General features: G+C 43.8%; 25 protein-coding genes. 18 read left to right on the forward strand and 7 right to left on the reverse strand.

Annotated elements, in window-relative coordinates:
- Positions 1-404 precede the first annotated feature (404 nt).
- Both NNL35_RS15495 and NNL35_RS15500 read right to left on the reverse strand, forming a co-directional pair.
- Positions 405-1,262, reverse strand: coding sequence for an MBL fold metallo-hydrolase (locus NNL35_RS15495; RefSeq protein ID WP_006674682.1), 858 nt, complete (start codon positions 1,260-1,262; stop codon positions 405-407).
- A gap of 4 nt (positions 1,263-1,266) precedes the next feature.
- Positions 1,267-1,716, reverse strand: a complete 450-nt coding sequence (locus NNL35_RS15500; RefSeq protein WP_006674681.1) for a MarR family winged helix-turn-helix transcriptional regulator — start codon at positions 1,714-1,716, stop codon at positions 1,267-1,269.
- A 430-nt stretch (positions 1,717-2,146) separates the two neighbouring features.
- On the opposite strand from NNL35_RS15500, the gene NNL35_RS15505 reads away from it, so the two are divergent.
- Both NNL35_RS15505 and NNL35_RS15510 read left to right on the forward strand, forming a co-directional pair.
- On the forward strand, positions 2,147-2,761 hold the full coding sequence (locus tag NNL35_RS15505; RefSeq protein ID WP_006674680.1) for a TetR/AcrR family transcriptional regulator: 615 nt from the start codon (positions 2,147-2,149) through the stop codon (positions 2,759-2,761).
- On the forward strand, positions 2,758-3,408 hold the full coding sequence (locus NNL35_RS15510; protein ID WP_006674679.1) for an HXXEE domain-containing protein: 651 nt from the start codon (positions 2,758-2,760) through the stop codon (positions 3,406-3,408). The genes NNL35_RS15505 and NNL35_RS15510 overlap by 4 nt, the downstream gene beginning before the upstream one ends.
- Before the next feature lie 99 nt (positions 3,409-3,507).
- On the opposite strand, the gene gltS is transcribed toward NNL35_RS15510, so the two are convergent.
- Both gltS and hutG read right to left on the reverse strand, forming a co-directional pair.
- Positions 3,508-4,695 (reverse strand): sodium/glutamate symporter, encoded by a 1,188-nt coding sequence (gene gltS, locus NNL35_RS15515; protein WP_006674678.1) that lies wholly within the window; start codon positions 4,693-4,695, stop codon positions 3,508-3,510.
- Positions 4,679-5,674 (reverse strand): formimidoylglutamase, encoded by a 996-nt coding sequence (gene hutG / locus NNL35_RS15520; RefSeq protein WP_040729460.1) that lies wholly within the window; start codon positions 5,672-5,674, stop codon positions 4,679-4,681. Before hutG ends, gltS begins: the two co-directional genes overlap by 17 nt.
- A gap of 126 nt (positions 5,675-5,800) precedes the next feature.
- On the opposite strand from hutG, the gene NNL35_RS15525 reads away from it, so the two are divergent.
- Positions 5,801-6,691, forward strand: coding sequence for a LysR family transcriptional regulator (locus NNL35_RS15525; protein WP_040729458.1), 891 nt, complete (start codon positions 5,801-5,803; stop codon positions 6,689-6,691).
- A gap of 52 nt (positions 6,692-6,743) precedes the next feature.
- On the opposite strand, the gene NNL35_RS15530 is transcribed toward NNL35_RS15525, so the two are convergent.
- Positions 6,744-7,760 (reverse strand): PocR ligand-binding domain-containing protein, encoded by a 1,017-nt coding sequence (locus tag NNL35_RS15530; protein ID WP_006674675.1) that lies wholly within the window; start codon positions 7,758-7,760, stop codon positions 6,744-6,746.
- A 199-nt stretch (positions 7,761-7,959) separates the two neighbouring features.
- Between NNL35_RS15530 and NNL35_RS15535 the strand changes: the two genes are divergently transcribed.
- The 8 genes from NNL35_RS15535 to NNL35_RS15570 all read left to right on the forward strand — a co-directional run bounded on the left by NNL35_RS15535 (position 7,960) and on the right by NNL35_RS15570 (position 16,950).
- Entirely contained in the window at positions 7,960-9,090 is a 1,131-nt protein-coding gene (locus NNL35_RS15535) for a glycerol dehydrogenase (protein ID WP_006674674.1), read from the forward strand.
- 2 nt (positions 9,091-9,092) lie between these two features.
- Positions 9,093-10,853 carry a dihydroxyacetone kinase subunit DhaK gene (dhaK, locus tag NNL35_RS15540; protein ID WP_006674673.1) on the forward strand — a complete coding sequence of 587 codons (1,761 nt, stop codon included), beginning with the start codon at positions 9,093-9,095 and terminating at the stop codon, positions 10,851-10,853.
- Between the two features lie 1,084 nt (positions 10,854-11,937).
- Entirely contained in the window at positions 11,938-12,147 is a 210-nt protein-coding gene (locus NNL35_RS15545; RefSeq protein WP_158000418.1) for a hypothetical protein, read from the forward strand.
- Positions 12,107-12,703, forward strand: a complete 597-nt coding sequence (locus NNL35_RS15550) for a DUF2971 domain-containing protein (RefSeq protein WP_006674672.1) — start codon at positions 12,107-12,109, stop codon at positions 12,701-12,703. Before NNL35_RS15545 ends, NNL35_RS15550 begins: the two co-directional genes overlap by 41 nt.
- 231 nt (positions 12,704-12,934) lie before the next feature.
- Positions 12,935-13,708, forward strand: coding sequence for a hypothetical protein (locus NNL35_RS15555; protein ID WP_006674671.1), 774 nt, complete (start codon positions 12,935-12,937; stop codon positions 13,706-13,708).
- A 265-nt stretch (positions 13,709-13,973) separates the two neighbouring features.
- On the forward strand, positions 13,974-14,189 hold the full coding sequence (locus tag NNL35_RS15560) for a DUF664 domain-containing protein (RefSeq protein WP_238535242.1): 216 nt from the start codon (positions 13,974-13,976) through the stop codon (positions 14,187-14,189).
- Positions 14,186-15,256, forward strand: coding sequence for a DUF5677 domain-containing protein (locus NNL35_RS15565; protein WP_254553582.1), 1,071 nt, complete (start codon positions 14,186-14,188; stop codon positions 15,254-15,256). Before NNL35_RS15560 ends, NNL35_RS15565 begins: the two co-directional genes overlap by 4 nt.
- A 923-nt stretch (positions 15,257-16,179) precedes the next feature.
- The gene (locus tag NNL35_RS15570) at positions 16,180-16,950 is read left to right on the forward strand and encodes a GIY-YIG nuclease family protein (RefSeq protein WP_006674669.1); all 771 of its coding nucleotides are present in this window, start codon (positions 16,180-16,182) and stop codon (positions 16,948-16,950) included.
- Positions 16,951-16,988: 38 nt separating this feature from the next.
- Here NNL35_RS15570 and NNL35_RS15575 read toward each other — a convergent pair whose 3' ends face one another.
- Positions 16,989-17,261, reverse strand: coding sequence for a hypothetical protein (locus NNL35_RS15575; RefSeq protein WP_006674668.1), 273 nt, complete (start codon positions 17,259-17,261; stop codon positions 16,989-16,991).
- 149 nt (positions 17,262-17,410) lie between these two features.
- Here NNL35_RS15575 and NNL35_RS15580 point away from each other — a divergent pair, with 149 nt between their 5' ends.
- From NNL35_RS15580 to NNL35_RS15610, 7 genes are all read left to right on the forward strand, one after another.
- Positions 17,411-17,629: a helix-turn-helix domain-containing protein gene (locus NNL35_RS15580; RefSeq protein ID WP_193372674.1), complete on the forward strand. Its 219-nt coding sequence runs from the start codon at positions 17,411-17,413 to the stop codon at positions 17,627-17,629.
- Positions 17,630-17,940: 311 nt separating this feature from the next.
- Entirely contained in the window at positions 17,941-18,435 is a 495-nt protein-coding gene (locus NNL35_RS15585; RefSeq protein ID WP_006674666.1) for a GyrI-like domain-containing protein, read from the forward strand.
- Positions 18,436-18,532: 97 nt separating this feature from the next.
- Positions 18,533-18,781: a GrpB family protein gene (locus tag NNL35_RS15590; RefSeq protein ID WP_006674665.1), complete on the forward strand. Its 249-nt coding sequence runs from the start codon at positions 18,533-18,535 to the stop codon at positions 18,779-18,781.
- Between the two features lie 442 nt (positions 18,782-19,223).
- Entirely contained in the window at positions 19,224-21,107 is a 1,884-nt protein-coding gene (locus NNL35_RS15595) for an ABC transporter permease (RefSeq protein WP_040729455.1), read from the forward strand.
- The gene (locus NNL35_RS15600; protein ID WP_006674662.1) at positions 21,104-21,892 is read left to right on the forward strand and encodes an ABC transporter permease; all 789 of its coding nucleotides are present in this window, start codon (positions 21,104-21,106) and stop codon (positions 21,890-21,892) included. Before NNL35_RS15595 ends, NNL35_RS15600 begins: the two co-directional genes overlap by 4 nt.
- 137 nt (positions 21,893-22,029) lie before the next feature.
- On the forward strand, positions 22,030-22,329 hold the full coding sequence (locus NNL35_RS15605; RefSeq protein ID WP_006674661.1) for a hypothetical protein: 300 nt from the start codon (positions 22,030-22,032) through the stop codon (positions 22,327-22,329).
- The gene (locus NNL35_RS15610) at positions 22,326-23,039 is read left to right on the forward strand and encodes an ABC transporter ATP-binding protein (RefSeq protein ID WP_006674660.1); all 714 of its coding nucleotides are present in this window, start codon (positions 22,326-22,328) and stop codon (positions 23,037-23,039) included. Before NNL35_RS15605 ends, NNL35_RS15610 begins: the two co-directional genes overlap by 4 nt.
- Before the next feature lie 96 nt (positions 23,040-23,135).
- On the opposite strand, the gene NNL35_RS15615 is transcribed toward NNL35_RS15610, so the two are convergent.
- A complete protein-coding gene (locus NNL35_RS15615; protein WP_254553583.1) occupies positions 23,136-23,780 on the reverse strand; it encodes a MerR family DNA-binding transcriptional regulator in 645 nt (214 codons plus the stop codon).
- Positions 23,781-23,807 lie beyond the last annotated feature (27 nt).

The raw sequence follows: 23,807 nt of genomic DNA on the forward strand, positions 1-23,807 counted from the left end.
TAGACCAGGGGCGATGGCCCCTGGTTTTTTTGGATTTTCCAATGATGAAAGGGGAGCGGCGACTTGGAATCCTGCGAAACTACAGTATTTTGAGCATTTGGCCGGTCGAATCGGGAGAATTCCTGCATGGGCGCATCATTTTGTCCGATTCGCCTCTAGTCCAAGCGATAACGGGCGAAATTGCTGCTTTTTTGCAGGATTCACTCGCCCGAATAGCGGGGGCTATGAGAATAATGTATTTTTGCAGCATTGCAGCGATAGCGATGCACACTCTTAGTTAGAACTTGGTTAGAGCACCTATCCATATAATCCAAATATACGAAAAGAAAAAGATACATAGGTGAAAAATTGAAATCGAGTTGATTCCTAAAAATATGAAAACTACTAAATCATGGTTCACGGGTTTAACCAACTGATAATCCGTTAATAAAACAATAAACAATTTCTTCTTCTAACTGACTTAATTTACGATTTAGTTGAGTAGATAGCTCATTAACCAAATTCAAGTGGTTTCTTTGATGTTTTTCTGTTAAATTACAAATTAACTTCAATAACCTTGAATAACCCATAAAATCATCTTTAGATAATGGAGGTTCATGCGAAAGCACATAGATTTCGGCATCAAACATTTCAATATTTTCTAAGAGTTGTCTAACATTATCAATCTTATATTGTGGTTGTTGTGTGTAAATACTTGGATACAAGCAGTCCCCTAAGAAAAGTACTTTTTCTTCCTCTACAAAAATGAGTGAGGAGTCATCAGAATGATCTCCGCCTACATGTTTGACTACACACCGAATACCACCTAAATCAATCTCGATTTTTTCCTTAAAAGTAACGTTGGGTAAAGTAATGGTAATATTTCTGTCTACTCCAAATTCTTTTTTTATCATTTCTGAACAAAACTGATTCTCTAAGCCTTTTTCTACACGATTATCTAAAGCTTCGTCTGACCAATCATATTCCATAATTTTTTCAAGATGCATTTTTGTGTTTTCATGTGCTATGGTTAACATATTCATCTGATTCGTTCCAAAGCAATGATCCCAATGCCAATGTGTTAATACTACAGAATGATAATTAGTAATTTGACATTGATCTAGTTCACCAAGAAATAACTTGGCATGTTCATCAGAATTTCCTGCATCTACAATTAAAGTTTGGTGAATCCCACATATGGCAGACAGTATTGGCCGATCTGTTTCAAGATCATGCGGTAAATAATGTATACGATTAGTTAGTTGCTTCAAATTTTTCTCCATTATCTTAACTCCCTTTGTTTTCTTTAGTTCCGACAATCTTATTTAATGTATCAAGAACATTTTTTAACTCTGTTAAGCTTACTTTCGAGTAATATTTTTCCACAAGAATGTCGTCAATTTTTTTAAGAAGCTGATGAAACTCTTGCCCCCTATCCCCAAGATAAATAAAGTTCTCTCTACGGTTTATTGAATTCTCTTGACGATATATCATTTTCATTTCTTCAAGCTTTGAAATTACTTGGCTAACCGCACTTTTTGAAATATCAAAATGATTTGCAATATCTTTCGCAATTACCGGCTCATTACGAATGATATAAAACATGATAAGTTCTTGTTGAGGAGTTAAGTGAAAGTTGTCTAATTCCCCAACCTCTTTGGTTTCTTGTAAAACTAACAACTTGAACTGCTCAAATTTTTGATTAATTTTGTCTATAATTATTGAATAATCATGCACAGATTTATCATCCCTGATTCATTTTATAGGTTTATAGTTAAGTTAAGTTTACTTAACTATTATATATTTGTCAATTTTGCAAATCGATCATAAGCAAAATCTTTACCCGCGAAACGGGCGGGGAACAGCATTGCCAAGCAGGAAGATGGGACGTGGCAGTTGCGGAAATCGAGAAATTCCTGCAAAGATAAGCGGGAAGTGATCAAGACCTCCAGTTCCACACGGTGGACGGGAGGTTTTTTTGTTTTGCCTCATCCATTGCTTTGTTCTGAAAAAGGTGATACACTTTCGTTAAACGATGATTTAAACACTGTTTAAAAGAATGTTTTCCTCCATTTTTAAAAGGGTGTTTTGCTTCAATTCAGCGCGACCCGGCGCGGATGGGGAAAGACGAATGATCTTACAACAATTCAGGATTAGGAGGGGTTCAATGACACCGCCAGACCAGAGCAATGATACCAAGGAGAAGATTTTGCAGACGACGTTGGATGTTATCGAACGGGAAGGATTCGACAGCGTGACGATTCGCAAGATCGCGTCCCGTTCCGGCACGAACATCGCGCTTGTCAATTATTATTTTGGTTCCAAGGATAAGCTGATCAACGAGGCGATCAAGGGCTTGCTGATCGGCTTCCGCGATACGTTCGATGTGCTGGATGACGTGTCTGTGCCGCCGAAGGAGCGCTTGAAATTATTTTTGGTCCGCTATGTTCAGGTCATTCAGCAATATCCGGAGCTGGTGCTGCACACGATAGCCGCCGGCTCGGCGATGTTCGCGACCCAGCATGAGTATGGGGAATTTTTGCGGGCCACCGGATTTCATAAGCTGCAAAAGGTGTTGAGCGAGATGACGGGGGAGGAACGGCCGGACTTGTTAATGATGATGATTACGCAAATTTTCGGAGCTATTTTTCTCCCCGCATTAATGAAGCCGCTGCTTGAATCCGGGGCCGGAGTCAAGCAAGCTTCTATCGATCGGCAAATCGATTTCTTGTTTGAACGCTATTTTCCAGAACATGGAGAAGCAAAGGAGCGAGGAAAATGAAATTTCTAAGAGATCATTGGCAGGATATGGGGATCGTTGTCGCTTTCTTCGTATGCATCGGGTTGGTGGTCAATGGAGAGCGGATGCCGGAAATCGAGATCATGTTGTGGCTCAGCTTTGTGGCGATATTAGTGCATCAATTCGAAGAATATCGGTGGCCGGGTTATTTCGGAGGGCTGTTTAACGGCGTCATTTTTCGAAGCGAGCATCCGGAGCGCTTCCCGCTGAATACGCAATCTGCCATGATTATCAACCTCGGCATCGCTTATCTGTTTTATCTTCTTCCCGTCTTTGTACCGCATCTTATCTGGCTTGGTCTTGCTCCCGTCTTCATGGGCTTTTTCCAATTTATATGGCATGGCATCTTTGCCAACATCAAAGCCAAAACGATCTACAATCCCGGCTTGGGCGCCGTCCTGCTGCTTCATTTTCCGATCGGCGGCTGGTATATCTATCATATCGTGACCCACAATCTGGCAAGCGCATGGGACTGGGTATTGGGCACGGTTTATTTTGTGATTGCCGTCTATATTTTCATCATCAAGGGGAATATGTGGCTGAAGGACGAACACTCGCCGTATGCGTTTACTCCGAAGCAGCTAGGCCCTTACAACTTGTCCGCAAACACGAAAAACGTAACGCGGTGATCGGGGCTCGCGATTGTTCGCTGCGGATGCCTGCATGACAAGGTCCATCTACTTCAGCCGTTCCATAATTGACGCGGCGTTGATACCTGTGAGATTTTTTTACTTAAATAAGTTAAGCGTTGTAATGATGATCGGCATAGCGAACACATCAATCAGAAAGGCGCCGACAATCGGAACGATCAGATACGCTTTGCGGGAAGGGCCGAAGCGCTCCGTTACCGCAGCCATATTGGCCATCGCATTGGGCGTGGCGCCGAGGCCGTGGCCCGTGAAGCCTGCAACCATTACGGCGGCGTCATAGTTTTTGCCCAGCAACCGGAACAAAATGAAAATACCGAACAGGACGATAAATACGACCTGGACCAGTACGATAACGAGGATCGGAAGCGCCAGATCGGCTACTTCCCACAGCTTGATGCTCATGAGCGCCATGGACAGGAAAATGCCAAGCGTGACGTCGCTAATGAGGTTGATGCTTTTCATATCGATGGCTTGTGGCTTGAATTTATCCACGATGTTGCGGACGATGACGGCGACGAACATGGCTCCGACATAGCCGGGCAGGACGAAGCCGGTTGCCGATGAGAACAGATCTCCCAAATAGGTCCCTAGCGCCATGCAGAAGGTAATGAGCAAGACTTGAATGAAGAAAGTATGAGTCGTAATCGGCTGTGCGTGTTCTTTTACGTCCACAGCGTCCTCAGCGGATTCGGCCGGTTTTAGGTTGTATTTGCCAAGCAGATACTTTACCGTAGGGCCCCCGACCAATCCGCCGGCGATAAGACCGAACGTGGCGGCCGCAATCCCGATGGACAGCGCGGACGGGATTCCCAGCTCTTCAATCGTTTGTCCAAATGCGCTTGCGGCTCCATGTCCGCCTTCCATGGACACGGCTCCGGCCATCATCCCGATCAGGGGATGGATGCCGAATAGGGAAGCGAGGGAGACGCCGATGACGTTTTGCGCCAGAGCGAGGAAGCCGCAGGCAAGCCAGTAGATGACGAGCAGCTTGCCGCCCAGTTTGATAAGCTGGAAGCTGGCGCCCAGGCCTACCGTGGTGAAGAACGTGAGCATGAACAGGCTTTGGAGCGAGGTGTCTAATGTAATAGTAAGCAGGCCCGTCGTCTTCAGAATCGTAGCGATAATGGCGAACAGCAGTCCACCGACCACGGGGGCCGGAATACAAAATCTTTGCAGCACGCCTGTCTTTTTGACAAGGAATGTCCCCAGTACGAGCAGCGCGACGGCCAAAAATATCGTGTTCACTTGATTAAGTGCCAGTGTCATCGTTGTCCCTCCCTAAAATGGTCATAATGGCTTCATTCGTCAAGTAAGCACCTAACTTTACGGTTCTTCCCTGTTCATCTACGGCCGGATTCACTTCGCAAATGTCAAAAGAAAGCGCTTTCGAATGTGATGCTGCCGTACGGATAAGGCTGCGGACGATCATCGGATTCAACCCGAAAGGGGACGGGGCGCTGACTCCCGGCGCGAATGCCGCATTGATCACATCGGTGCACAGGGTAAGCATCACATAATCATGCTGGTCGATAAATTCATGCAAGGCGGATGTAATCTCATCCATCAATCCTTCCTGCATCTCTTCTTCCAAAATATAGCCCGCACCAAGCTCGTCCGCCTTGTCGAACAGCTCCTGCGTATTGCCAAAGCGCTGAATGCCGAGCACAAAATAATGGCTGTTGTGGTCCTGCTCCAATATTTGCCGGAACATCGTTCCCGAGGATGGCTGCCGGTCGTAATCGCGCAAATCGAAATGGGCGTCAATGTTGATGATGCCAAGCGAAGCGTCTGCGCCGATATGTTGGCGGACCCCTAAATAATGCCCATACAAGGTCTCATGGCCTCCGCCTAATATAATGGGAGTGGCCGATGCAGACAGGATGCGGGAGACCGCCTGGCCCAATGCTTCCTGGGCTTCTTCCAGCCGTTCGCCGATGCAGCTTATATTGCCGGCATCGACCAGGCGATGTCCTTCCTCGGCTCTCCAGGGGATGCTTGCGAGCGCTCGCCTAATCGCATTCGGAGCTTGGGCTGCGCCAACTCGGCCTTGATTCCGCCGCACGCCTTCCTCGCATTCAAACCCGATGATGGCGCAAGTCTTGGCACAGGCAGCAGAGGCAGCCTGCCATGTATCCAGATCGATCGGTTCCACGATTTGATGGTAGCGAAAGCTGCTTCTTCTCTCTGCATGATCCGTCCGTCCGGTCCACACATCAGATCCAACCTTGTTTTGCAATTTTCCCATCCTCTCTCTGAGTTCTGATCTGTATTCGGTTGTTTGTATTATTATAAGATGACATTCTTATAATTTAAAATATATAATATTAATAAATTAATAGCCTGGAGCTATAAATTAGAAAGGAAGATGGCGTTGGACATCAAGCAATTGTTTTATTTCGTGACGGTTGCCGATCAGTTGAGCTACTCCAAAGCGGCACAAAAATTGCATATTTCCCAGCCTTCGTTAAGCAACGCCATTAAAAATCTGGAGCAGGAGGTCGGTTCGCCCTTGCTGGAACGAAGCACCCGAAAAATAGAGCTGACGGACGCCGGCAAAGTGCTGTATACCAAATCGCTCCAGCTTCTGTCCCATATGAATATTTTGAAAAAGGAGATGCAGGAAGTAAGGCTAACCGGGAGCGGGGAGCTGATCATCGGCATGATCGAGTCGGTGAGGCATTGGGTTCCGAAGGTGATCCGCGAATATCAAGGCCGGTATCCTTCGATGCGAATCAAGCTGATCGAGGTGTTGAGCCGGAAGGCGGTCATCGATTCCTTGCGGAAATACCATACCCATCTTATCATTACCAATCAGTGCATTGAGGAGGAGGACATCGAATCGCTTCCTTTATACAAGGAGAAGTTGGTGCTTGTGCTGCACCGGGCTCACCCTTTGTCCGCGAAGGAATCCATTACTTTTGCCGAGCTGGCCGAAGAGCCTTTTATTATTAGCATGGAGGGGTTCCAGACGAGGGAGGATATTTTGGAAGCCTTCGCGCTTGAAGAAGCATCCCCGAACATCCAATTTGAAATTGAACGGTTTGAGACTGCTTTGACCTTAGTAAGAGAGAATCTGGGGGTGGCTATCATCCCTGAAAATTATCTGGTTGAACCGAAGGATGTGTCCATTGTCCGGAAAACGATGGATTCGCCTGCGCTGGAACGGACGGTGTATTTGACGTATATGAAAAACCGGTATTTGGCTCCCGCGGTCCAAAGCTTCCTGGAAGACATTCAACGGAGCTTCGCGGCAGACACATAAGCCAACGTCTGACGGACGTTGGCTTGCGGCGCTTGCGATGGAGCAGATCTCTCTAGCGCTGATAAATTTGCCGGTAGCGGGCTGGCGTGATCCGCTCGAATTTTTTGAACGTTTTAATGAAGTAGCTCGGTTCGCTGAAGCCGAGATCGTTGCTGATCTGAGAGACGGACAGATCCGTCGTCTCCAACAGCTGCTTGGCCCATTCCATCTTCAGGCGGGGGATGAACACGGAGAAGTTCTCTCCGGTCTCCTTCGTGAAGATGCGGCTGAAATAGCTCGGACTGACATGGCATAGGGCCGCCATATCGGCGAGCTTCACATTTTCGCTTTTATGCGTATAAATATAATCGAATGCCGGCTGCAGAATCGGGTTGGACGATTCCGTTCTCTGCTGCGTCATGCTGCTGATATGGCTGTCGATCAGCGTGTTTTCCAGCTCGCTTTTCATCGTCTGAATGCTGCGGAACGCCTGATCGGCGAACGAATCGAGGACCGGGTTCGTGCCGGTTAACGCTTGGCGGTACATATCGATGGTCGCGTTTTTATGAATCGCTTCCTCTACAATATAATTGCACAGATGGTACAGCATCTCCGAGATCGTCACCACTTCGTCATAGGACAGGACCGGAAGCGATTCGTATTCCTGCTCCAGGCTGCGGAACTTGGCGTTGGCGATGGCATTGGAGGGGCGCGTCACAATCTGCTCCATCTCCATCGGGTTGTCGCGCAGCTTGACCTGTCCGGCCATGATCGCGCCCATATACTGATTGTGAACGATAATCGGGATCGCGATATCGACAATATTGAAGTGGCAGAGGTAGATATAAGGCTTGTTCAGCCGCACCGCTTCCAGGCCGCCCCGAGCGTCGCATTTTTGGCAGTAGGGCGACAAGGTCTCGTCCTGGCGTATCGCCTGGCAGAAGCTTTGGCAGTGGCTGTGCTTCGTGACCGGCACGCCTTTATAGTCGGTCGTAATAACGGCCATTTTCGTAACGAGAGAGAGCGAGTCCTGCAGCGTCTGCCATTTTTCCATATCGATGATGCTGTCCAGATTAAAACGCGAGGTCATATCACTCATTCTCCTTCCGTACGCCCCGCTCTATTATAGCACATAATAATCGGATAACAGGACAAGATAATACCATTTTCGAACTAGAGGATAAGAAAATACGATGAGATAGCGCTTTATTTTGCAGGAATAGTGCCATGATCTTGTCCCGTGCCGCCACTATAATGGAGATACAAATCATGCAGAGGAGGATTACGCAATGAGAAGAGCGTTTATCAGTCCGGCCAAATATGTACAAGGTGAAAATGAGCTGTTGAATCTGGGATATTTCATCAAGACCTTCGGAGAATCGGCTCTGCTGATTGCCCATGCCGACGATGTGCAGCGCGTCAAGCCGAAGCTTGAACATACAATGAAAACTTATGGAGTGACACTAGTTGAGAGCGGTTTCAACGGGGAGTGCTCCCGCCAGGAAGTGCAGCGGTTGAAGCAACTGGCTGCGGAGCATAACTGTTCCTGTACGATCGGACTGGGCGGAGGCAAGGCGATTGACACTGCCAAATGCGTCGCAGAGGGCGAAGCGCTCATTATCGTGCCGACGATCGCGGCGACGGATGCGCCGACAAGCCATTCCGCCGTGCTGTATACGCCGGAGGGCGAGTTCGACGATTATGCTTATTTCAAGCAAAGCCCGACGGTCGTCATGATCGATACGACGGTCATCGCGAATGCGCCGACGCGCTTCCTGGTCGCCGGGATGGGGGATGCGCTGTCTACCTACTTCGAAGCGAGAGCGACGTCGAATTCGTATTCGCGAGTTAATGCAGGTCTTCCGTGCGGCGAGCAAGAGGGCGTAGGTGCGGCGATAGGCACCCGGGCCGCGCTGGCTCTGGCCAAGCTGTGCTATGAGACTTTGCTGGAGGATGGAGCCAAGGCCAAAGCGGCCTGCGACGCGAATCTGGTGACGCCTGCATTTGAAAATATTGTGGAAACGAATATCCTGCTGTCCGGCCTGGGCTTCGAAAGCGGCGGTCTCGCGGCAGCTCATGCGATCCACAATGGCTTGACGGCACTGGAGGGTACGCATCATTATTATCATGGGGAGAAAGTGGCCTTTACGACGCTCGTGCAATTGGTTCTGGAAAATGCGAGCACCGCGGAAATGAATGAAGTGCTGCAATTCTGCGTCAGCGTAGGCCTGCCGGTCTGTCTGCCCGATATTGGCGTGACGAGCGTGACGGATGAAGAGCTGCGGAATGTGGCGGCCAAAGCCTGCATCGCGGAAGAGTCGATTCATTCGATGCCATTCCCGGTTAATGAAGATATGGTGGTGGCCGCGATTCGCGTCGCGGATCAGATCGGCCAGCAATTTAAGCAAAAGGGTGAATAATCGTGAAGAAGATCATCAATAAGCCGGAGACGCTTGTCCGGGAAATGTGCAGCGGTCTGGTGCTTGCCCATCCGGAACTGGAGTTCATCAGCAAATACAAGATCGTGAAGAAGAGAGAGCTGAACGGGGACAAGGTCACCTTGATCAGCGGCGGGGGAAGCGGCCATGAGCCGGCGCATGCCGGCTTCGTCGGGCAAGGGATGCTCGATGTGGCGGTGTGCGGCGATGTGTTCGCCTCCCCGTCCCAGATTCAGGTCTATCAAGCGATCAAGGCTTCTGCCAGCAAAAAGGGTACGCTGCTCATTATCAAAAATTACAGCGGCGACATTATGAACTTCAAAAATGCGGCCCATCTCGCGGAAGAGGACGGCATTAAGGTCGATTATGTCAAAGTGGACGACGACATCGCGGTGGAGGACAGTCTGTATACGGTCGGCCGCCGAGGCGTGGCCGGAACGGTGCTCGTGCATAAGATCGCCGGCGCCGCCGCCGAAGCGGGCCTAGAATTGGCCGATGTGAAGGCTGTCGCCCAACATGCGATCGACCGCACGAGAAGCATCGGCTTCGCCCTCACTTCTTGCACCGTGCCGGCGAAAGGGACGCCGACGTTCGAGCTGGGCGAGGATGAAATCGAGTACGGCGTCGGCATTCACGGCGAGCCCGGCATTCGCAGGGAGAAGATGCAGTCAGCGGATGAGCTGGCGAAGAAGATGGTGGCGGATTTGTTCCGCGACATGAAGCTGGACGATGGCTCCGCTGATGAGCTTGCGGTGCTGGTGAACGGGTTCGGCGGCTCGCCGCTGCAGGAATTGTATCTGCTGGCGAACGCGGTCGTGCGGGAAATCCGCAGTCGTCGAGTGTCCATCGTCAAGGTCTTCGTCGGGAACTATATGACGAGCATCGATATGGCCGGCGCTTCCGTGTCTCTGATGCGGCTGGATGATCAGTTGAAGAAGTATTTGACGGCGGACTGCGATACGCCGGCGCTGCAGGTCAGCGGACCGTTCGCGCCGCTGTCTGTCCAGGAAGAGGCTGCGGAGACGGCGGAGAAGCAAGCCGTGTCTTATCGCTGCGAGACGGATCCTGCCTATGCGAAAATTGATCGGAATGTGTTCTCGCTGAACAACTTGATCTATCTTACTGATAAAATGAGTGAGATTATTATCGAGAATGAAGTGCCTTTCTGCGAGCTCGATTCGCATGCCGGCGACGGCGACTTCGGCATGAGCGTCGCCAAAGGCTTCAAGCAATTGAAGCGTGAATGGCATGAGATAATGGCGCATCACGCCGGGAATATCGGCGAGTTCTTCCATGCTTGCTCCTTGGTCATTATGGAGCATTGCGGCGGCGCTTCCGGGCCGATCTGGGGGTCGGCGTTCCGGGCGGCCGGGAAATATGCCGGGGACCGCACTGAATTGACGGTTCCGGAATTCGCGGAGATGATGCAGGCGGTGGTCAAGGGGATTCAGGACACCGGTGAACGCTCCTTCGGCCGCGGCGCGGTTGTCGGCGACAAGACGTTGATCGACGCGTTGGCGCCGTTCGCGGACGCCTGGGAGCGGAGCGCCGCAGCGGGCGACGATGTGAAGACCGCTGCGACGGCCGCGGCGGAAGCCGCCGTCCAAGGCGCGAAGCATACGGAGACAATCGTCGCCCGGATGGGCCGGGCGGGCACCGTTGGCGAGCGCAGTCTCGGCTACCCCGACGCCGGCGCTTATGCGCTCGGCGTGATATTCACCGAGCTGGCGCGGGTGATGGAGTAGCACTTGGCCCCTGCAGGTGCAGGTGCAGCGCTGCCGGGCCTCCGGGGGGAAGTGCCCCGTCCGGGGAACCATTGCTGCAAAACTACAGTAATTTACTCCTTTGCTGAAGGAATTCGGCCCAAAAGCTGCACCAGCGCAGCTTTTGGGCCTTTTTTAACCCGTTCGGAGCAAAAGTGGGGAAAATTCCTGCAGATTTGCAGGAATCAATATCGGGTAGCTAGTTGTATTGGAGAATACTGCAGCAGTGCAGCAATTTTTAACTTTCGAGGGAACAAGTCGCATTAACATGTGTCTATTAAACAAATTTACGATTTATTTCTTTGATGTGCTGAAAACAAAATGGATGTTATAGATGACGGGATGAGTTACTCTAAAATGATTTTCAGCAAAACGCACGAAAATCTCCATTAAAGCTAGTGTTCGTATATACTGTTAACTGAGAGCATCGGAGACACTTCGATCTGCCTATAGGCGGAGGTGGTGTCTCTTTTTCTATGTATGATGATATTTCCAATATTACACTCTGTAGGTATACTTAGGGGAGGGGGAGCGTTGTGAGTTTGAATTTGGGAAAGTAGAGTGAAGTGGAGTTGGTGTTAGGATTCGCATAGGATGCTTAGTTTGGACAAAAGCTTGTGCAACGGAGCACTACACGCATGTCTGCAACGAGAGCGGCATGATGAGCCCGTTATCGTATATGAGAGAGTATCGGGGGCGGAGAAAAGGGGGAGATGTAAGAGACGAGTTCGTCCTCGAGCAGGCAGGTTTCGTACACTTCCGCGAATTTATAGGTATTCGCGAGTTCGTAGATATCACTAGAAGTTGATTTTTTGCGAAGTTCGCAAAAAAGACGTTACTAGAAATCCACGCAATACAAAAAAAATAAAATCTCAGGAGCTAAGGGATTTAATGCAATCAAAAAATTGGATACATGAATATATTAAACTTCATTTCCCAGTTGATAACAAAGACCTGAAAATTAAAGAAGCACAGTATCTAATACCATAATATCCCTCATAGATAATACAAGTATCGAACTTGTAATAAATATTTTTTTGAAAATTTAGAATATGATAGAATTTGGTTGGCTAATCCAGTCAACTTTAATGACCCTTTTGACTGTGGCATTTCCTTTCAGTCTGAACCACTTCAGGAAGTGGTACTTAAAGATAAAGTAGAAGAATTACTAGTAAAAATAGGATTACAAGTAGATGAACAAGACATTAATGGATTGAAGGAAAGTAAAAAATTTATTGAAGATTATTTTATGGCCGTTTATTGCAAAATTAGATAGTAATTTTACCAAAGAGCATCTGGACCAACTTGCAACGAGTATGAGAGACATTTTTCAGAACGAACATGATACGACAATAAATGACTTCAAGAATATGATTTTAAATAGTACATATGTTTCATGCTTTAGTGAGACTAACAACTCAATTTTAATGTGGAGTCATTATGCCGCTTTGCACAAAGGGTTTTGTATTGAATATGATTTTAAATCATTAGGTTTATCAGATCCAAGAGTAAGAATGTTGCACCCTGTTATATATAGAGATGAGATGTTTGACCTATCTAATTTTGTTAATTTAAACACATTAAATAATCAAAGTGTAAATATATATTTTGCAATATATGCTGCAATGGTTAACTCATCCGTTTGGTCTTATGAGAAAGAATGGCGATTAATCATTTCCAATGGGATTTTAGAAAATGCAGGTTCTTATACTGTTCCAAAACCACTAGCCATTTATTTAGAAGTTAAGGTTATAGATCAAGACAAGAATAAATTAGTTGAAATAGCCAACCAGAAAAGGAATCTCAGTATATCAAATGAAGATGAGAAGTAATAAATATCAATTGATTCATGAAAGGATGTAGCATCTTTGTAATTCAATAGAGGCGGGGATATCATATAACATCAATATTATTCACGCATCTGCCCTCTTGGCCCTCGGTCCGCAAGGAGTGATGCTGATTCAGCTGACACATTCGCACAGACTAACCGTATCGCGGCCGGCTCGTAAATACAAAAAATGTTACTTTAAAAACTAAACTAAAAATAACTCGGGAGGTAAAAAATGTTTAATATAGATATTAAGGACCTAATACCTACGATACTAAAAAATATTTTTCAAAGAAAATTTATTTCAAAAACATTTGATAAATACGCATATAAAATTTGGATAAATTTAATAGACGAAGTTTTAAAGAATAATAACATTATTGACAAAAGACATATTCGTTTTATTTGCTATAGTCCATCCTTAGATAGATTGTTTTACAAGCTTTTTTATGCATATAAACCTATTTCTATCAATGAAATAGCTATTAATTTAGCTTTCGAGTTGCAATATCATCATGTAGAAATTAAATCAACCTACATAATACAATTTTCAAAGGCAATAAGAGAAAGAATTATCGAAGAAATATTGGAGAATACTATTTTAAAAGATAAATTAGAAAGAAAACTTGATATAAAAGTCGATGATTATATCATAAATAATATTAACGAATTAATGCTAAAGGAAGTAGTGGAAAATAAATTGAAATTAAGACAAGAATACTTTAAATCCTATTCCACTAAAAATGAAAATGATGAATTAATTAAAGTGTATTTACCTAATTCACATGAATATATTGATTGGGCCAATGGGCCATTTGTACTTGTATATATTAATTCCTATAAAAAAATTGAGAGAGGATTTTTTAGAGTTGGTTATGACTATAGATTAATGGACACGAACGAACATCTTCGATTTGCGACTCTTTCTAAGGATAAACGATATGAAGTTGCAGAATTTTCAACTACTAAAATTGGTGATTTAACAGATGATTATATCTGGGCGCTCTAGTTCATCACATAACACAAGTGCGTCGGACATTCGTCCTCGGTTGGAAGTAGAGGAAACGAAGAAGTAATCTCGCCACCAGAAAAAAACACCTGATAAAAGCAAGAGCAAGTTCAGGTGAGTGTACGTCGTGAAACTATAAACGTTAGATGAAATTCAAATAATATAATGACGGGGCGAAATCTATAAATGATAAATATGAATAATATTTACCTTGTAACAGATATTCCGGGTTATTTAGCTCAAATTAGTCGACTTCTTTCTATGTTTGAATTATGCAAGATTTAAAACATTAGAAGAAGTAAGGAGTTTATCGAAAGAACAACTCGATTTTCTATTCAATGATCAAAGCAATTCGATTGGAGCATTACTACTGCATTTTGCTGCTGTTGAGTATGCTTATCAGATTGAGACGTTTGAAAAGCGAGATTTCAATGAAGAAGAAATGAATAGCATAGGAACCAGCACAAAAATTAGGAAGTGAAGGACAAGAAAAGAGAAAAGGAAATGAGTTTTAAAGGAGGTTCTACTGATTTGAATCCATATCAACATATAACACAACAACTTGAAATAGAATTTAAAGAACATCTAATAGTTTCTAGAGAGTTGGTTCAAAAAGTTGAAATAGAATTATTAAATGCTGAGCAGGAGCTATTCTTTGATAGTGAACTGTCTCCACTTCTACATCTTTTTATTAAAGGATATAAAACATATCGATCTGGAATCCTATTAATTTTGCAAGGATATTCTCAAGATGCTTTGGTTTTATGTCGCACGTTACAGGAAACTTTAATATCTAGTGAATATATGCTGAAAGACATAACTAAAAGAAGTCGAGCATTTATGCAGTTTTATTTTCATGCTATTGATGGATATATCAATAAATTAAAGGCTATTGACCCAGATATTCCAATCCTAACACAAACCTACATAGAAGACCACGCCTCAAAAGAATGGGGAAACTCGAAAATAAAATATCGTTCGGAACAAATAGGGAGAGAAATTGAATATGACTTGCTTTACACAGCATTATCAAAGGTTGCACATCCAGTTCCCATGGGATTCAATTATTATATGCAGGAGTTTAATAAAAAGGAAGAAATATACTTTATATTAAATGCTGGTCCTGGAATAATTGGTTCTGCAGATGCTATTCATTATATAACGTATTTTATGATTCAATTACTTTTAGCGGTTTCACCGAAGTTATTTCCAAACATTGAATCATTTTTTATTTCACTTGAAAAAAAGCGTAAATCAGAACTATTAATTGAACAAATTATAGTTCGTACAATTAGAATACTTAATATTGAGTTTCCAAATATAACTATTCCAATGATGAAGTATCATAATCAAAGTAATATCCTCGTTTTTGATCCTATTGAGGAAAATGAGTTGGTTATAGATTGTTCCAGTGTATTATCAAATGAACCCAATTTTATTACAGTGGAATCACTTCTAGGACAAGCGCTTGGAATATACAAAGAAATATGCAGTCATTATACTAGATATCCAGATAATCCTCCTGTAAATTTAAATGCTTATATTTAACAAAGAAATAGATGAAACTTGTGGTTATTTATTCCAACTAAATTGATTGTTTTAAGTTATACAAGTAGTATAGGTCATCGGATAACACCGTAACACGCTTCGGCCATTCGGCCCTCGGTCCGCCTGAGGCATTTCGGGGAAGTCAGGCAAACACATCAGTAAGGCTAAGTGGCAGCGCCCCTGGATCTGACCGTGCCTCAGTCGGCGATCTTGGGAATCCTTAAGCCTCTAGACGTCGTGAATACTGGAACGGTATAAGAAATAGATGCAAAACTTAACCATATAATATAGATAATTAGAGGAGCTTTAAAGATTTCAATAACCATAGAAGCTTCATTTGATATAGCAGGAGAAAAACTCACCTACGGAAGTGCAAAAAGTGACAGGTTTGATATTCACAAATATTGAAGAAGTAGGGATCAGCTATCTTATATGCACCGTCTAATATTGATGTGGAAGAAAATTATTATCCCACATTGGGATGAATTGTTGATAGTTTGAAAAATCATTTAATCGTTATGGTTCTGAATAAATACGGAGCTGAAGACATGACTTAAATATAGGAGTCTTCTACATAGGACATTGTAATATGGCATTTGATTCTGATTTGTTAAAGAAACTATTAAATCTTAATGCCCCTTTTGGATAAGTTGTTATGAAGACTATAATGAATAATAATAAATATCTAAAGTGACATTAAAGAGGTCATCTACTTCTTATGACACCGTATCTATGCTGAGGGCTTCGCCCTTGGATCGATAGAAGTGATGTGCAGAGGAGCAATATCAGTGAACAACCCTGCGACGCTATGTCCTGCGGACCTAGTCGTGTTCGCTCCTTTAAGCCTCCCGGGTTCGTTGATACAAAAAGAAAAACATATTGGAAATCAATGCAAAAAGTAAAACAAATGAGGCGTTTTGTTAATGGATAATCAAATGATTTCTAGGAGACTACAAACACTTAATTTTTTAGATGAAAGAGCTACGATGCTTTTCCCTGATGAGTACCATGTTTGTGGCATCTATGCCATTATTAATAAGATGAATGGAAAACTATATATTGGAAAAACTTCACAAAAAATCTATAGGTATATTAGAAAAGAAAGAATAGAGAAATTAAGAAAGGGAGAAATGCATAACTCCTTATTACAGAAGGAATTTAACTCATTCGGGGAAAAAAACTTTTCATTCTTTATAATTGAAAAAATCTTGAATGTTGATTCATCTGATTTTTTTCAAAAGAAATTACATGATACGTTAAATTACTTAGAGGTATTTTATATTAATAAGTTTCAATCAAGTGATCGAAAATACGGATATAACTATGAAATTGGTGGAACAAATGATTTCACAATTGATGATATAAAACTACTAATAGAAAAAGAATTTAAAAAAAGAGATAAATGGGTTTATGGGGAATTATCTGGGTCTAGGAAGTTAGGGTTTGGAATAAGGGAGGAATTCATTAATAAAAAAATTAAAATTCCACCTAATGGTTTGGGAACCATTATTGATATGTTCCTTAAAGTAGATCATCATTTATTTTCATTCGAAGATTATTGCAAGAAGTTCATTCTCACATACAACGATAGAGATTATGTTAAAGAAAATTGCTCTCTAATACCATGGATGATAGCCCAACAGATAATTAAGAAGTACCCTGATACTGAAATAATTAAAGAAGTATCCAAGTAGACTCGTGAGGGTAAAAAAGAAAAGGGGCCGCAAGGCCCTTAATTCATTTGAATATGTAATTCATTAATAAGATATAAGGCATCTTTAAATCCTTGTAAATATATTTTACTTTCCAAAATGGTTTGTAATGAAATTTGGGCGTCTTCATAGAGAAATAGGGTGTGTTGAAGGTTATCTGGAAGCGAATCTCGAATTAGTTTTAGATACTTCTGACATTCAGAAGAAAGTTGTTCGAGGTCTGATTTTGAATATAACGTTTCTATACGATTGCGAATTAAAGGTTCAGCTAAGACTTCGAAGGATTCAGGCAATGACTTACCTCCTCTCTTTAACTCTGTAAGGTTATTATATACCTCCTCAGGGTTAATTGTAAAGAGAATTATTAACTTTATAAGGTGAAATGATGACTTCTAATTGAAAAAAATGATTTTCAGAGATAATATATTGAGCATGGGAGGGAATCTGTTTGATAAAGTGTAATATCAGAGTTTTAATGGCTGAGCACCGAATAGATGATATAACAGAGTTAATGATCAGATCTGGACTGAGTAGAAATTCGATTAACAAACTGTATAAAGAAATAAATATTGAGACGACAAAATTAGAAACATTATTTAAACTGTGCGATACATTTGGATGCAAACTATCAGATTTAATTGAATACACGCCTGATAATTAAAGACTACTAAACGATGAGGGAATATTCCCAGAAGGACCCCGCCGTACAATGATCTACGTTGTGGCACATTCGCCCCTTGTTTGTCAGATGTATACACAAAGAAGAATATTCAAGACAACATACGACCCGACCTAAGATAAGAGTTATCTAAGGCCGGGTCGCGTCGTATATGCGGTAACGTTAGCTGAAATTAATCATTAGTGCTGAAGAATTCTGAAATCATATAAGCACTTACCTAGTCGCTGGTGCTCCTTTATGCCTCACGGATTCGTAATTACAAGAATGTTATAGGAAATCAACGAAAAGTATTAATGACAAAAAAATCAATTAAAGAGAGAGTGAGTCCTGTGAGAGTTATCGAACTTAAGGAAATGAAGTTAGTTGGATTAAGAGTAGTATGTCCTGGTGACCAGTATGTCAATGAAATCCCAAAGGCTTCTTTTGTACTTAAAGAGAGGCTGAATGAGATTAATGACGTTGTAAACCCAGTAAGACTTATTGGTGCATTTATCGTCGGGGATTACTCGGAAGAGGAGGATGGTTACTGGGTATGTGTTGAGGTAAATGATATTAGTCTGGTTCCGGAGGGCATGGTTTCCGTTGTAGTCCCTAAACAAAGATATGCAGTTATAAGACACAAGGGACCTAATTATGAAATAAGAAACACATATGAAAAACTACATAATTGGATTGAAGAAAATAAACTTGAAAGATTGCAAAGATCCTGGCATTTGGAGATTTCAGATGAATGGGGACATAAGGAAAAAAAGATTATTGAAGTAGAGTTGTATGACACAATTAAATAAATTATGAGAGTTGTTCAGAGAATGCATTAACAACCTACAACGTTATACGCAACTACCGCATTCATCAAATACCTAAAATGAACAAAGGATGATACGAATGCTCGGGTTACCTAAAGGTCAGGTTTTCCTTGTTCCTTGGACTGAACAATGGGAAATTGAATTTAAGGAAGAAGAGAGAAAAATAAGGAGCGAAATAAATGACAGCATCTTGGCTATTCATCACATTGGGAGTACTGCGAGACAGGGGTTAAGTGCAAAACCCATAATAGACATTGCAATTGAAATAAAATTATTTGAAGAGGAGATTCATTGTGTACCTGGATTAGTGAAAATTGGATACTCATAGCATGGAAAATCAGATACTTGCAACTTGTCCTGCCGGATATTCTGCACAAGGAAATACCTATGGCGAGTGGTTCTGTAATGGAGAATGGTGTAAGCCGTGGGATCCGTTTTCCAATCGCCAAAATGTTAGGCATGTATACATTCATTGTGTTGTGGGAATTGCAGCGAATTCGAATGACCGGCTTGCAATTGAAACTCCAGCACTCGCAATACCCCCTGCCATTCGGTGACGTGTTCGTGTACATGCACGTGCCTTCACCGAGCACGGTGGGGATAAACCCGTCAATCCTAACGCAAGAGATTGGTTCACGATAACGTGCCAAGTAGTCCTACGGAATACGTAAGAGCATCTTTAGATTTACTCTTTGTGTCTGCATTAAGGGGACGAAGATTATAAGCGCCCGTAAGAGAGAGTTGGTGCTACAGTGGGTATATTTTGGAAAATGGGAGCCAGAAATTTCATAGCTCAGATACGGCAAACGCTACTCACCGTATGCATAGGGTCTATCGGTGTCGTTCTGATTTTTTCTTGTTATTTTGTCATTTCTTCTATAACACATAGCAAATCACAATGGGAAGAAAAACACTTTGGTGTAATTGGTACAGAGATTTATTCGCGTGTCGGACTTGATTTGACCGAGGCTCAGATTAAAGATGTTCAAACGAAGCTTCAAATCAGAAATATTACCAGTCTTCCCTATGTGTCTCGGGTCGTTTCCGTGCACAGCGGAGATAATAATGAAGCCAGGGGAGATAGCATCGTTGCATTAGGGTTTGATTTTCAACATGCGCGAGAATTAGAACCGAAGCAACCGCTGTGGTCTACGGATCCCCTGTCAGCAGAAGAAGCGATTGTATCGGTTCCGCTAGCACGGCGGTTGGGACTTGGTGTCGGTGAAACAATGGTAATCTCGTTTGCTGGGCAAGAAGTGCCTGTAACGATTCGTGATGTAGCAGAGGAAAGCGGATTAACAGGTTTTCGCGGAACAGTGCGGGCACAAGGGACCGTTATTCTCTCGGATAGGCTTGCGCATCAGATATTCGGCGTTCCAGAAGCAAGCGCACACAGTATCTTACTGGCGACGGACAAGATGTATTCATCATTACCAGGCAGTTCCTTCTTTACTGATCTCATTGAGAGACCAATCAAAAAAGAAGCGCTATCTCATATGTCGATGGTGCAGAGTATTTTCACGCCTCCATTTTTGTTTTTTGTCGCTGTGTCTTTGTTCGCGGGAATTCTGCTGTTGGCGCAGTTGTTTAATATTCTGAAAGAAAGGCGCAAATATTATCTTGGCGTGCTCCGATCGCTTGGACTCAGTAACCGGAACTGCTTTGTCATCTACTTAAGTGAGTGTACGTTACTGTGTGCGGTCATTACCGCATCGGGAGTTGTTCTTGGGAATGTACTCGGTTTCGGATTGCTGTCTGTGAATGTATTTTATATCGAACAATTACTGGAACGGTATTCCGCTTACGCCTATCCAATCCAACCCCACGTGGATGTGACGGCAACATGCTGGATTGCGTTGACCATGTTTATCGTTTTCTTACTCCTCGCTTGTTTTGTCGGGCGTTTCATTAAGCGCACATCCATTCTGCACTTAATGGGCAAGGAGGATAATCGTGTGAATCCGGCACAGAAGCGTCTGCTCAAAATCTTAGGTTCTCTCCTTGTCACAGTGGCATTCATTTATTTCAATTATTTCGCCACAGAGGGGCTTTCAGATGGCGATAGGCTTAGTGCAAAAGTATTCGGTTCGATTATAAGTTGGCTTGTTGGAATTATAACAACTGCCTATTTGATGTTTCTCCTTGTACCTTGGATGAAACGGGCATCCTCTGTATTGCCGCATCGATGGTTGGATCGTTTGGCTGTTACGTTAGGCACACAGTACCCGCATATGCGGTTTAGTCGTTCATTTGGCATCGTTTTGTTGTTTACGGTATTATCCTGCTGTTTGATTGTGATGATAAGTTTCGCTTCCAATGTTGAAGATTATGCCGCTGTAAACAAGAAAGATTCTTTTTTGGCTACCGACGCCTATATGTCTTATGTCGATGAGCGGGAAAAAGATAAGCTGACAGTCAACATGAATGAAGTGCAAGAAATCGTTCAAGGTGCTGCTTACATGGATACGTACAGAATATTCGTCTCATCTCCCGACAATGCACTTGATCTTACCGAAGTAACACCTCCTGCGAACGGTAACAAATGGGCATATTCGCAAGTTGTGTGGGGAAAGTGGCTAGGGAAGGTTACCAATTGCCGCTCACTTCCCGTGCGCCGCAATTTCAGAGCGATGGAGAAGTATTTCAGGCCTTGAGCGATCAAGCGACTGTCATTCTCGTGGATGATACATTGGAAGGCACGTACCAAGTAGGCGACCAGATTCCGCTTCGTTTACTGAAAGGTGGGGGTAAAGAAAAGAACCTGATTGGTGAGGAAGTGGTCACGGTAGCGGGAACGTTCGCCATTGGTGATGATAACCGCTTCCAAAAGGGCAGCGTATTTATCGTGGCTGACGAACTCTACAATAAATATAGCACAAACGGTGCTTATAAGTGGCCTGGAGAGCCCAAAGGCTATGCGCTGTTACAGTTGACTGATACAGATGTGACGGCGGTAGAGTCCATAAAGACACTGAAATACCATTTTACAAAAACAGCTGGTGTTACGGTGAGTACACCAGGTGAGGACCAGGCAATCATTACGATGATTGTTAAAGCTGAATTCACGCTGTTCTCTTACATTATGTCATTCATGATGCTTATGGCCTTGCTCGGCATGTATGTGATTCAGATTCGATCGGTACAGGAGCGGGTTCCCCATATGGTTATGTTATGGCAGATGGGGGTAAGTCGAAAATCGTTGAAACAGGTTTTTATCATAGAGGGTTGTCTGATTGGGATCGTTGGGCTGATTAGCGGTATTTTGGTCGGAAGGCTCGGTTCGGAGATGCTGATGCGTTTGGCGTGGATGGGTGTTGAGTTTTCGTTCCCTTATCTGAAAGTGACAGGTCTCATCATCGGATTGCTGATCTTCATCTGGTTGTTCAACCGATTCAGCACAGCCGGATTAAGACGTATACAGATCAGTCGGACAGAGTAACATGGGAGGAGGATGACTGATGGAACATACAGGTTACAGGAAATTCTTGAAAAAGGTGCAGCAACGTGTTGTACCCGAACGGACTGCTAGTGATTGTTGTCTCTAATCGGTGTGCGCCTTGCGAAAATACACTTGCTGTGTTATCCGATTACTACCGGAAGCATTCGGTGAACACGGTCATGCTAGTGGACACATCGGAGGATAATATGCCCTTATTCTATGAAGCATTTGCTGCGCATGCGGAAGTGTTTCATATGGAAACGGAGAATTGGAAAATATGCTTGCGTTCCATGGGCGAATTTACCCCCTATGCCTATGTGCTTAACGCTGACCGTACGATTGCCTGCATGGGGCATGTGGGAGAGGTAACGACGACGAAGGGAACGATTGCCCAATTAGGTCTTATGCCTGTGGTAGAGGAGGTTTCTCGATCATGATTGTAGCCAAAGATGTTCGTAAGAACTACGGCATGGTAACAACTCCACAAACAGTCGCATTATCAGGGGTGGATTTGCACATTCATAGGGGCGAGATGGTGAGCATTATGGGGCCATCTGGTTGTGGCAAGTCCACGTTGCTTTATACGCTGTCAGGTATTGAGCCTGCTGACAGTGGCGAGATTTGGTTCGATAAGCAAGCAATACACCAAATGAGCGAAAAAGATGTCTCCGCACTCAGATTGACGTCGATGGGTTTTGTCTATCAGCAATACAATCTGATTCCTGTGTTGAATGTCATTGATAACGTGGCATTGCCGCTTATCAGTCAGGGCGCTCAGAGGTCAGTTGCCCACAAAGCTGCAAAGGCGGCACTTGAAGATGTCATGCTAACGGATAATTTGAAAGCTATGCCGCATGAACTGTCCGGAGGACAAGCCCAGCGGGTTGCAATTGCCCGCGCTATTGTCCATAATCCTCGCGTCATCTGGGCTGATGAGCCTACCGGAGCTCTGGATACTGTGACATCGGAAGCGATCGTAACTTTGTTGGGCAAGATAAATGCAGACAAGCAAGTGACCATCGTTATCGTCACGCATGACCCGATAGTTGCATCAGCAACAGATCGTGTAATCCGTATGAAAGACGGAAAACTAATGGATTCTGTTGAGCACGACAGGGCAGAAGGGGCAGGGAGTGATAAGCCATGATCGTGTTTAGTTATGCGCTTGATGTCCTGTTTTCAGTGATCTTCTTGCTGGCACTACGTAGCAAGGCAACTAACGTAATGAATTTTCACTATCAAATCATATCCTATGGGGTAGTGTACAATCCGTTAGTTGTAAATGCTGCGGCGTATACTGTTCTGATCTCCGAAGCGCTCCATAGCCATTTTGCTTTCGTTTCACAGTCAGTAAACCATTAGATTCCCAATTTCTTAGAGTATCCATTGAAATTTGCAGGTGGTTGGCTGCTTCCTGTCTGGTGAGAACAACGCGGTCCATTTCTTGTTCATTGCCCGATAGTAACTGCTCTGCAATTGCGATAGCTTCTTCGGCATTTATTTGTTCTTTTTGGATTTGTTGCAAATAGCTGTTTGCAAGTTGGATGGCTTTGTCAAAATTTCCGGTAGCCGATGTCTTAATAATTTCAATTGCCATTTTGCGCAGTCCGTTTTGAAGAACTTCAACCTGTAAAGCGGTTCTTGCCAGCTTGATTTGCTCCATGTGAAGATCCGTGAAAATTCGGTAGCCGTTAGGTTTGCGCTCGGGTTTAGGGATTAGCGCAAGTTCCTCGTATAGACGCACCGTATTGGGGTGGAGGCCGTTGCAACGTGCTATTTCTGCTGTTTTATAGGTAATCATTTCATCAGCCACCTCCGATTGTGTAACAATTATAGCACCCGCTAAAAGTCTGGTGTTATAGTGGAGGCTTTTTAAGCGTTGATTCATTAAAAAGTATAGAATAAAATTGTCAAC

Origin of the sequence: Paenibacillus dendritiformis (genome assembly GCF_945605565.1) — a bacterium.
Lineage (GTDB): Bacteria > Bacillota > Bacilli > Paenibacillales > Paenibacillaceae > Paenibacillus_B > Paenibacillus_B dendritiformis_A.